Origin of the sequence: Halomonas halocynthiae DSM 14573 (genome assembly GCF_000425725.1) — a bacterium.
GTDB classification, from domain to species: Bacteria; Pseudomonadota; Gammaproteobacteria; order Pseudomonadales; family Halomonadaceae; genus Halomonas; species Halomonas halocynthiae.
In genome coordinates this window covers 187,467-202,856 of record NZ_KE384441.1, presented here as the reverse complement: position 1 = coordinate 202,856, position 15,390 = coordinate 187,467, and the positions used below count along the sequence as shown (strand labels likewise).

Below are 15,390 nucleotides of genomic sequence, written 5' to 3'. Positions count from 1 at the left end.
GTGGTAAATAACGGAGTGATTACTACCGATTAACCCGCGTTAAACGCCAGCATACGCGTCAAGGGCTTTAGTGCAGCTTGGCGCAACGCCTCATTTACCGTGATCTCATGACTGCTGGCGTCGCTTGCCCCATTTGCCCCCCTGCCTGCGCGTAGCGCAAAAGCCACGTTATCCAATGCATTCATGGCCATCCAAGGGCAGTGGGCACAGCTTTTACACGTCGCCCCATCTCCAGCCGTAGGTGCGGCAAACAGTATTTTATCTGGCGCGGCCTGTTGCATCTTGAAGAAAATACCGCGATCAGTGGCAACGATTAGCCGCTTATTGGGCAAACGCGTTGCAGCATTGATCAGCTGCGAGGTAGAGCCCACCACATCAGCCAGCTCAACAACACCCGCAGGGGACTCAGGATGCACCAACACGGCAGCGTCAGGGTATAGCGCCTTAAGATCTTCAATGCCCCTGGCCTTGAACTCTTCATGCACAATGCAGGCCCCGTCCCACAGCAGCATATCGGCGCCCGTTTTCTGCTGAATATAGGCCCCCAAATGCTTGTCCGGAGCCCACAGAATTTTCTCACCCTTAGCATGCAAGTGCTCAATCACATCAACAGCAATAGAGGAGGTTACCACCCAGTCAGCACGGGCTTTAACCGCGGCTGACGTATTGGCATAAACCACCACCGTGCGATCGGGGTGAGCATCACAAAACGCACTGAACTCATCTGCTGGGCAGCCGATATCTAACGAGCAGGTAGCCTCCAGGGTTGGCATCAGGACACGTTTTTCCGGCGACAGAATCTTGGCAGTTTCACCCATAAAACGCACACCAGCAACAATCAAGGTGTCGGCAGAGTGCTGAGCGCCAAAGCGGGCCATTTCCAGCGAATCAGCGACACAACCGCCGGTGGCTTCGGCCAGGTGCTGAATTGCATCATCGGTGTAATAGTGAGCTACCAGTACTGCATTGTTAGCTTTAAGAAGCCGCCTGATCTCTTCGATCTGCGCTTCGTCATCGGCAACAAGCCGAGTCGGGCAATAGCGAGTTGCCGGCTGTTTATACAGCTCGGCAGAAATCATCTTAGTCATCGTGTCTACCACTGTGACGGCAGGGGCTCCCCCTGCATTTCGCCAAGTACCGTAGCCAACGCTCTCCGCGCCGGACAGCACAGCCGATAGATTGAGCGTTGCGTCTGCCGCGATGCTCAACCTGCCTTTATTCTAGACCGAAGAGAGAGGATTGCTCAAACCCCTGGCCACATTGTTAATCAAGCCCCATTAACCAAGCACCAAGCAAAACGCCCCTGCCTTAGTCAGGCAGGGGCGCGGTATTTGGTGGGTCGTGTAGGATTCGAACCTACGACCAATTGATTAAAAGTCAACTGCTCTACCAACTGAGCTAACGACCCAAGGTGTTTAGCGATTTAATCGCCTTACACAATTCTTACTGCTGATTTTACTATGACCTTTATGCTCTCGCATAGAGTCCGGTTGGTGGGTCGTGTAGGATTCGAACCTACGACCAATTGATTAAAAGTCAACTGCTCTACCAACTGAGCTAACGACCCTTCCGAACGCGTGCAGATATTACGGATTCTACCTGCCTATAGCAAGCAGTTTTTTCACTTTGGCATTTTTCCACTTGCCATAGACATCAGCGCCAAACCGATGAAGAATAGCATTAATCGGCTGAAACCAGCCTCTATGCCTTCCTATCCACTATTTGAGATTCAACATGTCTTTGCGTCGTCCGCTGCTGCTCAATGCATTAGGCCTAGCGATAATTTTCAGTTGGGCAGTGCCCTCTTTTACGCTATGGGATCGGGTTGATGACCAGATTTTTTGGTTTTTCAACCACACTCTCAGTGCCGATAACCCAGCCTGGACAACGCTACTGGCGGCAATGAACAGCCGTCTTTTTGATCCCGTCGTCATGGGGTTGATGCTGGCCCTGATGGGCCTGGGCTGCCAACGCGACCCGAAAGGCGGCTGGCCACGCTGGGTTGGTATCGGAGTTACCATGGTGCTAACCGCGGGTGTCACCGTCGTATTAGTGCGCCTTCTGGTGACCCATACCCACGAAAGCCCGACCCTGCGCTATCCAGATGCTACCCGCATCACCGAACTGGTGAGCTTTTCTACCAAAGCCATTTCCAACAGCAGTTTCCCTGGCGACCACGGCATCATGGCAATGATTTTTACTGGCTTCATGCTTGCCTTTGGAGACCGACTGGTACGCGCCCTCAGCTTGGTAATTCTGGTGCTGGCAGCAGCCCCCAGGGTAGTGGTTGGCGCACACTGGTTCACCGACATCCTTGTCGGCTCACTGGCGATTGTGCTGCTGATTCTGCCCTGGGTGTTATGTACGCCACTGGCAGAACGCTGCACCCGCGCTGTCAGTGGCTATATACTACGTGCAACGGGAAAATCAACGCCGCGAACGTGAGCCCGCTTTACGAATACCCTGAACCGGCTGACGTTTATTGCGGTCACGCTTCCACTGCTTCTGCTCATTCGGCGTCAGCGCTGGCACGGCGCGTTTGGGCAACCCTGCCATCGCCGACAGGTCGTCCACTTCGTCCTGATTCAGCTCGACCCATTCGCCAAGCTTAACGCGCTTGTCCAGAAAGATATTGCCGTAACGCACGCGCTTGAGGCGGCTCACCGTCAGCTCCTGAGACTCCCACAATCGACGCACCTCACGGTTGCGCCCTTCCATGATGACGACGTGAAACCACGTATTGATGCCTTCGCCACCAAACTCCTGAACATCAGTAAAGCGGGCAGGACCATCATCCAGCATAACGCCATCTGTCATGGCAGTAATATGCTGCTTCTCAACCTGCCCCATAACGCGTACCGCGTACTCACGCTCAACTTCTGTAGACGGATGCATCAACCGATTAGCTAACTCACCATCGGTAGTAAATAGGAGTAAACCGCTGGTATTAATATCCAGGCGGCCAATAACGATCCAGCGCTCACCCTTAAGCCGGGGCAGGCGGTCAAATACGGTGCGTCGCCCTTCTGGATCTTTGCGGGTACACAGCTCGCCTTCGGGTTTGTTGTACATGATGACTCGACGCGGCACATCATCAACGCTGCGCAGCCCCACCGGACGATCATCCAGAGTGACCTGATCACGCATTTCAATACGGTCGCCCAAGCTTGCTACTTTACCGTTAACCTTGATCCGGCCTTCGGCGATTACCCCTTCCATTTCGCGGCGTGAGCCAAGGCCTGCTCGAGCAAGAACTTTCTGTAGCTTTTCGGTGGGGGGAGTCGAATGTGTCATTGGTCGTCATTCTCACTGGTAGTGGATTCCGTGCTCACGGTGCCATCATCGGCTGTGTGACGTTGCGTGTGAGCACGTTCGGACAGGCGCGCCTGCAAATCAACAAAGCTCAGCGCTGTCCGTTCGGACGCCGTCCCGGCGTGTGTTTCGTCGGCCATCCCGGCCGTCGTCGATTGCGTATCACTGTCATCTTCGTCAAGAAGCTCATCTGCCTGGGCCAACAGTGCGTGCTGAGATGGCGGCGGTGCGGCTTCTTCTTCAGCAAGCTGCTCTTCAAACGCTTTTAGCTCATGCATAGGCGGAAGCTCATCCAGCGTTTTCAACCCCAGGTCATCAAGAAAACTACGGGTGGTGGCATACACCGCAGGGCGACCTGGCATGTCACGATGCCCAACTACACGCACCCAGCCACGCTCCAATAACGTGCGCATGATTGAACCGCTGACCGCAACACCACGCACGTCTTCAATGTCACCACGAGTCACCGGCTGACGATAGGCAATTAGCGCCAGCGTTTCGAGTAATGCCCGTGAATAACGCTGGGGCCGCTCGTCCCATAACCGTGAAACCCAGGGTGATAATCGTGGCCGGATGCGCAATTGATACCCCGAGGCCGTTTGCAACATCTCCATGGCGCCGCCCTCATGGCGCTCAGCAACACGATCTAATGCGTCACGCAGGCTTTGACGCGGCGGCCGCTCATGGTCATCAAACAACACATCAAAACGCTCAAGTGATAGCGGCTCACCAGCAGCCAGCAAGGCTGCTTCCAGTATGTCATCCAGCAGACTTGGCGACTCTGCACTCACTCAAACACCTCGTTGTCATCGTACGAGGCACCACCACCCGGTAACGCCTCCTGCGTATCCACCTCATCGGCAAATACGTTTTCATCATATTCTGCACTTTCCGAGTCATTCTCGTAAGGATTTTCACCGTCAGCGGCAGCTACGCGAGCCCGCACATGGATGGGTGACAGCGGCGCATTCTGAACAATTTCGATCATTGCTTCTTTGGCCAACTCCAAAATCGCCATAAAAGTAACAACAACACCCGCTCGCCCTTCTTCTAAAAAAAACAAAGCCTCAAACGGCGTATAATGCTGATGATCCAACTGCGCCATAATCGCCAACATGCGCTCACGTGTCGATAACGTTTCACGGCTGACCTGGTGTGACTGGTTTAACTCAGCTCGCCGTAAAATACCGGCTAATGCGCCCAGCAAGGCATCGAGTGCAACATCTGGGTGCACCACTCGAGAGTCCAGCGGTGGTAGCGCCGCACTGGCAGAAAACCAGTCACGCCCCAGCCGAGGCATCTCACCCAAGCTTTCAGCGGCATGCTTAAGCCGCTCGTACTCCTGAAGGCGCCGGATCAACTCAGCCCTGGGATCTTCGTCTTCAGCGTCATCGCCCTCCTTTGGCGGGCGCGGCAGCAAGGTACGCGACTTAACCTCTGCCAACGTAGCGGCCATCAGTAGATACTCGCCTGCCAGCTCGATTTCCATTGAGGTCATCAGCTCAATATAAGCGATGTACTGGTGGGTAATAGCAGCAACGTCGATGCTAAGAATATCGAGATTATGACGCCGGATCAGGTACAACAGCAGATCCAGCGGCCCTTCAAACGCATCAAGAAATACCCGCAGCGCCTCAGGCGGAATATACAGGTCATCGGGCAACTCAAGAATCGGCTCATCAAACAAACGCCCTAAGACTTCCGCCTGCTGAACCACATCAACATCGCCCTGTGCTGGGCCCAGGTCGGTGTTCGTATCAGTCGTGTCGCTCGTATTAACAACGTTACTCAAACGGAAGCCTTTCGGGAGAACGCGAGATCAGCGCGGCAGTTTACAAGCCCACCTGATAGCAAGCTAGCACAACCGGCGTTAGCCTGCGCTATCGGCCAACCGATAGCGTCCCGTGTAGTCAAACAGCTTGCGACGCACCTGCCAATAGCGACCCACTTTACGACCGATAACGAAATCCGGCGCGCGCAAGCGGTGTTGTTCAGCGACAACCGCGTCAGGACTACGGGGTGTCCAGCTTATTCCAGGAGCACGCAGATGGTCACGCAGAAAAACAACAGCAAAAGCCGCACACTGAGGCGGGGTTTCTAGGGCAAACCACTCACTTAGCGCAGCGCCATCTTCATCGTGGTAGGTCACTTTAAGCCGCGCCAAACCACGTCCGTTAACCGTGGATTCAAGCTGCATGCCGCTCACCCTCAACACACGTGCATCACGCAGCTTCAGCGCCTCACGTAGTGCTTTATCCGCATCCACCAACAGCGTGTGACAACCGTTGCATTGCCGAGCAGCAATATCGTTTTCCGCACCACATTCGTTGCAAACCTTGAAGCGAAAACGAAACGAACATTGCTCCATCGCCGTTGTCGGTGGCTTTGCTCTAGCGCTTTTCGCGCGGGGTCGGGCGCGATCAGAAGGCACCAGCCCTTGGCAACGCCGACCAAAATGTTCGATAACAGTGTCACCATCGCGCCGCCCCCAGAACACATTAGCGTGACCACAAGCAGGACACGCCACCTGCACCGGCTCAGTGTCACTGGCGGGCCGTGGGCTACCGACTTCGGGGGCGTAGAGGTCCCACGGATTACCCGCGTAATCAAGAATTAAACAGTCCTTCTTATCAGGCGACAAACGCAAGCCACGGCCAACAATTTGTTGATATAGGCTAACCGACTCGGTGGGTCGCAAAATGGCAATCAAATCGACATGGGGTGCGTCGAAGCCAGTAGTCAGCACCGAGACATTAACCAGATACTTGAGCTGGCGGGCCTTGAAGTCGGCAATTATTGTCTCGCGCTCGGCAGTTGGCGTAGCGCCAGCGACCAACGCAGCCTGGCCCGCTGGCAAATAACCCAGGATCTCCGTCGCGTGAGCGATGCTGGCAGCAAAGATCATCACGCCCTGGCGCTGCTGTGCTTGGGTGATAACATCATCAATGATGCTCGGTGTAACACGGTTGCCAGCAACCACACGATTCAACTCATCCTCGCGAAATAAACCACCGCTACCAGGCACCAGCGACGAGAAATCGTAACGCTCCACAGCGACATCAACCGGCGTAGGCGGCACCAGATAGCCTTGCTTGACCATCAGGCGCAACGGCAGCTCGAAAACGCAATCGCGAAAGAAACTGTCGCTATCACCGCGCACCATCCCGTGATGGTGACGATGGTAAATAAACCCCTGCCCTAACCGATATGGCGTCGCAGTCAACCCTAACACCTTGAGCCTGGGGTTAGCTCGGCGTAGATGCGCGATCACTCGATGGTAACTGCTTTCAGCCTCCTGCGAGACACGATGGCATTCGTCGATAATCAGCAGGGTAAAGTCGCCGCCACCTGAGTCATCACTACTTACCTCTACATTAGCGTCAGCAAAGCGCTCAAGATTGGGTAACACCGACTGCACTGAGCCAAACACGACCTGACGACCGCTTTCTTTGCGCCCAAGACCGGCGCTAAAAATATCGGCCTGTCGCCCATACGCCAGATACTTGGCATGGTTCTGTTCAACCAGCTCACGTACATGAGCCAACACCAACACCCGCCCGCGAGCCAGCCGCGCCAACTCAGCAATCACCAGCGACTTGCCACTACCGGTAGGCAGTACGACCACCGCCGGCTCATCGCTTTCGCGAAAATGTGTTATCACACGGCTGACAGCATCTTTTTGGTAAGACCGCAGCTGGGGCTTAGGGGGTGAACTAGGCGCTTGCTCAGTCAAATTTTGCTGCCCTGCGCTGTAGGCGTGCAGCAACAGCTTCCTGCTGTTCAGCGCCACCCAATAACGTGCTTTGCAAGCGCGCCTCCTGTGCCAGACACGCCTTCTCACTCAAACTGGGCGCTTGCTGCATCAGCTCACGGAAAGCAGACACCGCGCGCGGCGAACGCCCAGCAATGGCTTGCGCAGCCTCCATAGCGGCCTGCAGAGGGTCATCTGCCAACCGGCTTACCAAACCCAGCGAGAAAGCCTCTTCTGCAATGACTCGCCGGCCACTCCAGGCCATTTCGCTGATTACGTCTGCGCGCATACCTGCAGCGGTCACGCTAATTCCCATATCTGGCATGATCCCCCAGTCAATCTCAAGCAAGGCCAGGCGCGCCTGAGGATGCGCAATTCGAATATCAGCGCCCAGTGCAATTTGCAGTCCGCCGCCATACACATGGCCTTGTAGCGCAGCCAGCACCGGGACGCCCACATCTCGCCAGCCCAGAGCCAAACGCTGTACTGGGTTGATGCCGTCATCGGCAGCCTTAAGCAACGATGGCAGCCGCTGGGGTTGAGTCATGATATCGGCCATATCAAGCCCCGCACAGAAGCTTTCACCATCGCCTGACAGCACCAGTGCACGTATATCGCCGAGGTGAGCCTGCTGGTGCTGCACGAGCCTGCGCTGAGCCTCAAGCAGGCCATCAATCATTGCCCAATCCAAACCGTTGTGACGATCAGCACGCACCATGCGCACCTCAGCGACATGGTCAACAACAGCAAGCTGTACCATTTCATGGCAGACGTGTGAAGAGAGTGTATGGGACATATCAATCGGGCTCCTAGCAGGGTTTCTCCTGAGTGTGTCCGGAAACGGGCCAGCATTCAAACAGTTGTTTTATGTTACGACCGACCAAGGTGGAAGACGCTAAACGCCTCAACAACTTGCATCAGCTATGTAAACTTAATGACAATGAGCGCCTGCTTGAGAATACTGCCCCTTGAGATACATCAAGAGGCCGCATTAGATCCTAGATCCGTCATCAACGAGGAGAAACACATGCAAGCCAAGACAAACCCCGCGTGCCCAAATTGCGGCAGCATGTATAAGCGCTTCCCCCCTGGCCGTGAAGACCAGTACCACGTCTTTTGCGAAGAGTGTAATCACGACTTTGGACGCTTTGATGCCCTACAGGCTGACTACGAGCACGTTCTCAGCGAACTAGAATCTCACCTGAAAGCGCTTCATCCTGATGAGACAAAAAAACCCTAAATAGTCACCTTTGTCACTACAGAAAACAGGCGCCTAACGGCGCCTGTTTCGAAGTGAAGCTCGCGCCTGAAAGGCGCTGCAGAAGATTACCCCAGCCACACTCTGGCGTTGCGGAACAATCTCATCCACGCTCCATCTTGGCGCCACTCATCGGGCCGCCAAGAGTTAGTCACGGCGCGTACAACACGCTCTGGGTGGGGCATCATGACAGTCACTCGGCCATCTGCCGTGGTCAGCCCAGTAATACCAGAAGGTGAACCGTTGGGGTTCGCCGGATAACGCGTCGTTACTTGGCCGTAGTTGTCGGTGAAACGTAAAGCCACCTGCCCGCCCTTCTGGATACTGCGCAAATGGGCACTATCGCGGAACTCGGCACGGCCTTCACCGTGGGCCACAGCGATTGGCAACAGGGAGCCTTCCATTCCCGAAAGCAGTATCGACGGGCTTTCTTCTACCCGCACCATAGCAACTCGTGCTTCAAACTGCTCAGATTCATTACGCATGAAGCGCGGCCAGTTTTCAGTACCAGGTATCAACTCGGTGAGCTGGGAAAGCATCTGACAGCCGTTACACACACCCAGGCTAAAGCTGTCCTGCCGTGCAAAAAAGCCAGCAAATTCATCCCGCGCTCTAGGGTTAAATAGCACCGACTTGGCCCATCCCCCTCCGGCCCCCAAAACGTCGCCGTAGGAAAACCCACCGCAGGCTACTAGGCCCTTGAAGTCCGCCAGGCTGACACGACCTTCGAGGATGTCGCTCATATGAACATCCACCGCCTCAAAACCGGCATGGTCAAACGCCCAGGCCATTTCTAGGTGGCCGTTAACACCCTGCTCTCGCAGCACTGCCACACGAGGGCGAGCAAGGTTAATAAAGGGCGCGCTGACGTCCTCATCGACAGCAAAGCTGGGCACCGCAGAAAGTCCTGGGTCACGGCTATCCAGCAGGCCATCAAACTCACTCTTAGCGCATTCTGCGTTGTCGCGCAGCGCCTGCAAACGATAGCTGGTTTCAGCCCAAGTACGCTGGGTTAGCAACCGTGACACTTCAAGCAGCGGCGTTTCAAACAGCGTAACGCGAACTTGATCATCGTAGCGTGGCCGAGCGATAACGCCACAGGTATCGAGGCCCGCAGCAGCGAGCTGTACCAAAACTTCTTCGGTATGCTCACGGGAGACCTGAATCACGGCACCAAGCTCTTCAGCAAACAACGCATCCACGGCTTCGGAAGGTTCATCGACCAACCAGTCAAGCTTAATTTCCAGACCACCATGCGCCGCAAATGCCATTTCCAACAACGTGACCAACAGGCCTCCGTCGCTTCGGTCATGATAAGCCAGCAGTTTTCCTTCCGCGTTCAGCCCTTGGATCACCGCGAAAAATGCCTTGAGATCTTCGGGGTCATCAAGGTCTGGGCACTCATCACCAACCTGGCCATAAACTTGCGCCAACGCCGAGCCACCCAAGCGATTCTTACCATGCCCCAAGTCGATCAGAATCAGGTCAGATTCATCCTGATCCATACGCAGCTGTGGCGTTAGGGTACGCATAGCATCCGTCACCGGTGCAAAACCGGTGATAACGAGCGAGAGCGGTGACGTAATGCTTTTCTTTTCACTCTCACCAGCTTCCCCTGTCTCCTGCCAAGCCGTGCGCATGGACATGGAGTCCTTGCCTACGGGTATGGCGATATCCAGCGCGGGACACAACTCCATGCCTACCGCATGCACGGCCTCATACAGCGCCTGGTTCTCACCAACGTGGTTAGCCGCACTCATCCAGTTAGCGGAAAGCTTAATATCGCCAAGCTTAGCGATAGGCGCAGCGGCCATATTAGTGATGGTCTCGGCTACCGCCAACCGCGCACTTGCCGCCGGGCTGATCAAGGCTACCGGCGGGCGCTCGCCCATCGCCATCGCCTCACCCATATGGGTATCAAACGTCGCGGTAGTGACGGCGACATCAGCCACGGGCACCTGCCAGGGGCCAACCATCTGATCACGCGCCACCATGCCTGTAATCGAACGATCACCGATAGTGATTAAGAAGCTCTTGGATGCCACCGTAGGCAGGCTTAACACTCGATCCATGGCTTCACGCAGGTCAAGGTTATCGAGCATTACGCCAGAAAGCGCGACGTCTTGACGGTTGAATTCGCGCTGCATCTTCGGTGGCTTACCAAACAGCACACTCATCGGTAGATTGACTGGGCGGCTCTCAAAATGGCCGTCGTGAACTTCTAGGTGATGCGCTTCCGTTGCTTCACCCACTACGGCATAAGGGCAGCGCTCGCGCTGACACAGCGCTTCGAACGTTGCGAGCTGCTCAGGTGCCACGGCCAGCACATAACGCTCTTGCGCCTCGTTACACCAAATTTCCAGTGGGCTCATGCCAGGTTCAGCATTGGGCACGGCACGCAGCTCGAAACGCCCGCCACGTTCACCATCTTTAACTAGCTCAGGCAACGCGTTTGAAAGACCGCCCGCGCCAACATCATGAATAAAACAGATCGGGTTATCGTCACCCAGCGCCCAGCACCGGTCGATGACCTCCTGCGCGCGACGCTCCATCTCAGGGTTCTCACGCTGCACCGAGGCGAAATCAAGATCGGCACTGGAGCTACCCGACGCCATGGATGAAGCGGCTCCGCCGCCCAGCCCAATCAACATCGCGGGGCCACCCATCACGATCAACTTACCGCCCACGGGAATCTCACCCTTGAGCACATGGCCTGAGCGAATATTGCCGTAACCACCCGCAATCATGATGGGCTTGTGGTAACCGCGACGCTCAATGCCACCAGCACCCATGGCGTCTTGTTCAAATGTTCTGAAATAACCCGCCAGATTAGGGCGCCCGAATTCATTATTGAACGCCGCACCACCTATGGGGCCTTCAAGCATGATGTCTAACGCACTGACAATGCGCTCGGGTTTGCCGTAGTCAAAGGCTTCCCAAGGCTGAACAAACTCAGGAATACGCAGATTGGATACCGTAAAACCCGCCAGCCCGGCCTTAGGCTTTCCGCCGACGCCCGTAGCACCCTCATCACGAATTTCACCACCTGAACCTGTGGCAGCGCCGGGAAAAGGGGCAATGGCTGTCGGGTGATTATGGGTTTCTACTTTAACCAGAATGTGCACCGGCTCCTGGTGAGTGCCGTATACCGCAACGTCAGCGGCCTTACCCGTTAAGGGGGCAGCAAAGAAACGCCCTGCATCACTGCCACAGATAACGGCAGCGTTGTCACTATAGGCTGAAAGAATATTCTCGGGCGACTCAGCATGTGTGTTTCTGATCATGCCAAACAATGACTTAGCCTGCGGCTTGCCATCTATTAACCAGTCGGCATTGAATATTTTGTGCCGACAATGCTCAGAGTTGGCCTGAGCAAACATCATCAACTCAACATCGCTAGGGTTACGACCAAGACCGGCAAATGCGTCGCACAAGTAATCAATTTCGTCGTCGGCCAGCGCCAGCCCAAGTTCGCTATTGGCGGTTTCCAGCGCTGCGCGCCCCCCTCCCAATAAATCAACACTACCTAGCGGCGCGGGTTCATGATGCGCGAACAGCTGCACAGCATCAGACGTGTTAAACAGCACCGTTTCGGTCATACGATCGTGCAACAGCGCGGCCACTTCGTTGAAAGCCGGTTCGCTCATTGCACCAGAAAAGCTCACTCGGTAAGCAATACCGCGCTCCAGGCGCAACAACTTACCAAGCCCGCAGTTGTGGGCGATATCAGTCGCTTTTGACGACCATGGAGACTGGGTACCAATACGCGGGACGACCAAAAACATCTGCGCCCCCGGATAAACAGTACCAGGCTCACGCGGCTGGCCGTAATCCAACAGACGCTCAAGCAGTGCAGACTCGTCTGGGTCAAAGTCGCCATCGTGGTCAATGAAATGCAGGTAATCGGCACTGAGCGCCTCGACTTCCGGCACAGCATCACGCAAGTCGGCCAGCAATCTGGCATGACGGAAGACGGACAGTGCAGGCGCACCTTGCAGTTCGAGCATATCCTCGGGCCTCTGGAATCAAGCGAAATAATCTGGGGCCGCAGCCAGCGGCAACGAATGCCTATGATACTGGAAAGCATCGGCAGCGAGAAACCGAGTCTGCGATAGAAGCACCTAAAAGCGACAGAGCAAATAGTGACAGCGACTCCTTGGCTGGGTAATGTGACGTTCTACTCAGCCACCCCTTTTTTTCATGCTGTCATCGCTGGTTACTCGCTTCGGCCGCTACCGCCGGGGTTACTTGCTGTTGGGCACCGCACTGCTGCTGACGCTACTACCGGTGCCACCACCTGCCACTCCCGACAAGGGGCTGGCAGAGATACTGGCACGCGAGTTTCTCAGTGTGCATACCCGCAACACGCCCACAACCTACTACGAAGGCCGACAAGGGCCAACGGGGTTTGAGTACGATCTGGTGCGGCGCTTTGCTAATCAACTCGACGTCAGCCTAACGTTGGACACAAGCCAAAGAATCGACGGCATCATTGATGCCGTTCGTCTCAATGGCGACCTTGGTGCAGCAACGTTGCCTATCGACCCTACCCAGAACGGCGTGATGTTCAGCCAACCAATCATGCCGCTACAGCCCGTACTGGTATATCGTCGAGGCCTACCTCCTCCCAAAACGCTGGACGACCTACAGAGATTACAAATTGGCACCCTAAGCGGCACCGGTAGCAACCAAGCCATGTATGAGCTTCAGCGCAACATCCCTGCACTCAGCTGGAAAGCCTCTGACCGTATCGAAGTCGCTGAACTGCTTGCTCAGGTGACCAATGGCAGTCTTGATGCTGCTGTTGTATACGAGCATGAATTTCGCATCAATCGGTTGTTTTTTCCTGAGGTAGACCAGGGTTTTGCCATCGGCAAGCCGCTGTCATTAGCCTGGGTCGTTGCGAAACATAATGGCCATGACCTGCTACTGCAGATCAACCTGTTTCTCGATGAGCTGAAATCAAGCGGCGAACTGGAGAGGTTACAAACGAAGTACCTTGGGCGTGACAACTACCTGGAATACGTAGGCGCTCGGACGTTTATTGACCATATGCGTGGCCGGCTACCCACCTATAAAGAACTATTCCAAGAAGCCGCCAAAAACTATGGTTTTGACTGGAAATTACTGGCAGCAGCAGGCTATCAAGAATCTCACTGGCAGCCCGATGCCACTTCACCAACAGGGGTGCGCGGTCTAATGATGCTAACGCTCCCCACAGCCAGCGACCTAGGCGTAGAAAATCGCCTGGACCCCGCACAGAGCATCGATGGTGGCGCACGCTACTTACGTGATATCAAACAGCGCCTACCAGAATCAATCACCGGAATAGACCGTTTATATATGGCTCTGGCCGCTTACAACGTAGGGCTCGGCCACCTTTATGATGCGCGCAACCTCACCGAAGAACGTGGCGGAAATCCAGACTTATGGGCCGATGTCAGCGAAACACTGCCATTACTGCAGCATCGAGAGTGGTTCGAAAAAACACGCTATGGCTACGCTCGTGGCGAAGAGCCGGTCATTTATGTGCGTAACATTCGCCGCTACTATGAAATCCTCACCTACGTGGATCGCAGTCAGCAACAATTTCACCAGCTCAACGAGCGACAGCCAAGCTCTGATGACAGCCTCTTGTTTGACGTCATACCACCAAACGAACAGGCGGCTGACAGTTAAGCCTCACCCGCCGAGGAGTGGCGCCGCTGAGCAAAAAAATTCGTCAACAGCCGTGAGGTTCTCCCAGCCAGCACGCCCCCTTGCACCTCAACCCGATGATTGAACCATGGTTGAGCAAACAAATTGGCTTTCGACTCAACCATACCGGTATGTGGCTCAGTCGCGCCGTATACCACTCGCATCAGCCGCGCATGTATCATGGCTCCAGTACACATTAAGCAAGGTTCCAGAGTGACAAACAACGTGCAACCATCAAGGCGGTAATTGCCCAGTCGTTTGCCTGCATCACGCAGTGCCATTATCTCTGCATGAGCACTAGGGTCATGATCAGCCACCGGGGCATTGTAGCCCGTGCCAATAATTTCGCCCTGCGGGTCTACCACCACCGCCCCGACTGGCACCTCGCCCTCCGCAAGCGCCAGATGAGCCTGGTCTATTGCTCGGTGCATATAGTATTCATCACTGCGCATGGCGCGTTACTCCCGTAAACTTGCGCTATTGGCTTATCCAAATGCCCTACCGGAGAATATCTGTAATGCAAGCTGCCCTAAATGATCTGGTTGACCTTCTTGGTCTCGAAACCCTAGAAGAGAATCTGTTTCGTGGCTACAGTCAAGACCTTGGCTTGCCCCAGTTATTCGGCGGCCAAGTACTGGGCCAAGCACTTTCCGCCGCCACTCACAGCGTCGACTCAGCACGCCGTGCACACTCTCTTCATGGCTACTTTTTGCGCCCCGGCGATCCTAACAAGCCCGTTATCTATCAAGTAGATGCGGTGCGCGATGGCGGTAGTTTCACAACACGACGGATCACCGCCATTCAGAAGGGGCGGCCCATTTTTTTCTGCAGTGCTTCATTTCACGACCAAGAAGACGGCATGGCGCATCAACCACAAATGCCAAGCGTGGCGATGCCTGACTCATTAGACCACGACACGGATAAACTCATCCGCTTCCCCGGGCATCCCATCGAGTTTTTACCGCTGAGCGAAGAGGCAGAAAACGGCCAACCCGCACGTAAACGGCTGTGGTTCAGGCTGGCCGGTGAACTACCCGATACCCCCGCCCTACATCGCTACCTGCTGGCCTACAGTTCTGACTTTAATCTACTAACCACGGCATTGCTGCCGCACAACATTCGCTTTGGCGATCCTGCGCTACAGATTGCCAGCCTCGATCACTCTCTGTGGTTTCACCACGACGTCAAGGTTAACGAATGGCTGCTCTATGACATGGACAGCCCATGGGCCGGTGGCTCCAGAGGCTTTACCCGCGGCAGTATCTACAATCGACAGGGCCAGCTAGTTGCCTCCAGCGCTCAGGAAGGGCTGATCAGGCAACACCGCTAATACAGCTGCAATTACGGCAGCAGTAAAAAGGCGACCGAGGTC

At 55.2% G+C, this 15,390-nt stretch carries 12 protein-coding genes and 2 tRNA genes; 4 read left to right on the top strand and 10 right to left on the bottom strand.

Annotated elements, in window-relative coordinates; all coding sequences use genetic code 11:
- Nucleotides 1-29 precede the first annotated feature (29 nt).
- The 3 genes from nadA to H616_RS0112745 form a co-directional block, all read right to left on the bottom strand.
- Nucleotides 30-1,088, bottom strand: coding sequence for a quinolinate synthase NadA (nadA, locus tag H616_RS0112755; RefSeq protein ID WP_027967707.1), 1,059 nt, complete (start codon nt 1,086-1,088; stop codon nt 30-32).
- Between the two features lie 244 nt (nt 1,089-1,332).
- Nucleotides 1,333-1,408, bottom strand: a tRNA-Lys gene (locus H616_RS0112750).
- Between the two features lie 83 nt (nt 1,409-1,491).
- A tRNA-Lys gene (locus H616_RS0112745) sits at nt 1,492-1,567 on the bottom strand.
- A 167-nt stretch (nt 1,568-1,734) separates the two neighbouring features.
- On the opposite strand from H616_RS0112745, the gene H616_RS0112740 reads away from it, so the two are divergent.
- Nucleotides 1,735-2,445 carry a phosphatase PAP2 family protein gene (locus H616_RS0112740; protein WP_027967706.1) on the top strand — a complete coding sequence of 237 codons (711 nt, stop codon included), beginning with the start codon at nt 1,735-1,737 and terminating at the stop codon, nt 2,443-2,445.
- Here H616_RS0112740 and rluB read toward each other — a convergent pair.
- The 5 genes from rluB to H616_RS0112715 form a co-directional block, all read right to left on the bottom strand.
- On the bottom strand, nt 2,428-3,294 hold the full coding sequence (gene rluB / locus H616_RS0112735) for a 23S rRNA pseudouridine(2605) synthase RluB (RefSeq protein ID WP_027967705.1): 867 nt from the start codon (nt 3,292-3,294) through the stop codon (nt 2,428-2,430). The two genes, H616_RS0112740 and rluB, sit on opposite strands and share 18 nt — an antisense overlap.
- The gene (scpB, locus tag H616_RS0112730; RefSeq protein ID WP_027967704.1) at nt 3,291-4,103 is read right to left on the bottom strand and encodes an SMC-Scp complex subunit ScpB; all 813 of its coding nucleotides are present in this window, start codon (nt 4,101-4,103) and stop codon (nt 3,291-3,293) included. Before scpB ends, rluB begins: the two co-directional genes overlap by 4 nt.
- A complete protein-coding gene (locus H616_RS15020; protein WP_035573259.1) occupies nt 4,100-5,056 on the bottom strand; it encodes a segregation and condensation protein A in 957 nt (318 codons plus the stop codon). The genes scpB and H616_RS15020 overlap by 4 nt, the downstream gene beginning before the upstream one ends.
- 126 nt (nt 5,057-5,182) lie before the next feature.
- Nucleotides 5,183-7,045 carry a DNA repair helicase RadD gene (gene radD / locus H616_RS0112720; RefSeq protein ID WP_027967703.1) on the bottom strand — a complete coding sequence of 621 codons (1,863 nt, stop codon included), beginning with the start codon at nt 7,043-7,045 and terminating at the stop codon, nt 5,183-5,185.
- Entirely contained in the window at nt 7,038-7,859 is an 822-nt protein-coding gene (locus H616_RS0112715) for a crotonase/enoyl-CoA hydratase family protein (RefSeq protein ID WP_051234289.1), read from the bottom strand. The genes radD and H616_RS0112715 overlap by 8 nt, the downstream gene beginning before the upstream one ends.
- A 231-nt stretch (nt 7,860-8,090) precedes the next feature.
- Between H616_RS0112715 and H616_RS0112710 the strand changes: the two genes are divergently transcribed.
- On the top strand, nt 8,091-8,303 hold the full coding sequence (locus tag H616_RS0112710; protein WP_027967701.1) for a hypothetical protein: 213 nt from the start codon (nt 8,091-8,093) through the stop codon (nt 8,301-8,303).
- 86 nt (nt 8,304-8,389) lie between these two features.
- Here H616_RS0112710 and purL read toward each other — a convergent pair whose 3' ends face one another.
- Nucleotides 8,390-12,328, bottom strand: a complete 3,939-nt coding sequence (gene purL / locus H616_RS0112705) for a phosphoribosylformylglycinamidine synthase (RefSeq protein WP_027967700.1) — start codon at nt 12,326-12,328, stop codon at nt 8,390-8,392.
- Nucleotides 12,329-12,521: 193 nt separating this feature from the next.
- On the opposite strand from purL, the gene mltF reads away from it, so the two are divergent.
- Nucleotides 12,522-14,000: a membrane-bound lytic murein transglycosylase MltF gene (gene mltF, locus H616_RS0112700; RefSeq protein WP_027967699.1), complete on the top strand. Its 1,479-nt coding sequence runs from the start codon at nt 12,522-12,524 to the stop codon at nt 13,998-14,000.
- Here the strand turns inward: mltF and tadA are convergent.
- Nucleotides 13,997-14,470, bottom strand: coding sequence for a tRNA adenosine(34) deaminase TadA (tadA, locus tag H616_RS0112695; protein WP_027967698.1), 474 nt, complete (start codon nt 14,468-14,470; stop codon nt 13,997-13,999). The two genes, mltF and tadA, sit on opposite strands and share 4 nt — an antisense overlap.
- 65 nt (nt 14,471-14,535) lie before the next feature.
- Between tadA and H616_RS0112690 the strand changes: the two genes are divergently transcribed.
- Complete coding sequence (locus H616_RS0112690; protein WP_027967697.1) at nt 14,536-15,348, top strand: acyl-CoA thioesterase; 813 nt, start codon at nt 14,536-14,538, stop codon at nt 15,346-15,348.
- The last annotated feature ends 42 nt before the right edge of the window (nt 15,349-15,390 follow it).

What these genes read in the sequence shown, in the direction of transcription:
- nadA (WP_027967707.1), bottom strand. Translation starts at nt 1,088, where the DNA reads ATGACTAAGATGATTTCTGCCGAGCTGTATAAACAGCCGGCAACTCGC.
- H616_RS0112740 (WP_027967706.1), top strand. Translation starts at nt 1,735, where the DNA reads ATGTCTTTGCGTCGTCCGCTGCTGCTCAATGCATTAGGCCTAGCGATA.
- rluB (WP_027967705.1), bottom strand. Translation starts at nt 3,294, where the DNA reads ATGACACATTCGACTCCCCCCACCGAAAAGCTACAGAAAGTTCTTGCT.
- H616_RS0112715 (WP_051234289.1), bottom strand. Translation starts at nt 7,859, where the DNA reads ATGTCCCATACACTCTCTTCACACGTCTGCCATGAAATGGTACAGCTT.
- H616_RS0112710 (WP_027967701.1), top strand. Translation starts at nt 8,091, where the DNA reads ATGCAAGCCAAGACAAACCCCGCGTGCCCAAATTGCGGCAGCATGTAT.
- purL (WP_027967700.1), bottom strand. Translation starts at nt 12,328, where the DNA reads ATGCTCGAACTGCAAGGTGCGCCTGCACTGTCCGTCTTCCGTCATGCC.
- mltF (WP_027967699.1), top strand. Translation starts at nt 12,522, where the DNA reads ATGCTGTCATCGCTGGTTACTCGCTTCGGCCGCTACCGCCGGGGTTAC.
- tadA (WP_027967698.1), bottom strand. Translation starts at nt 14,470, where the DNA reads ATGCGCAGTGATGAATACTATATGCACCGAGCAATAGACCAGGCTCAT.
- H616_RS0112690 (WP_027967697.1), top strand. Translation starts at nt 14,536, where the DNA reads ATGCAAGCTGCCCTAAATGATCTGGTTGACCTTCTTGGTCTCGAAACC.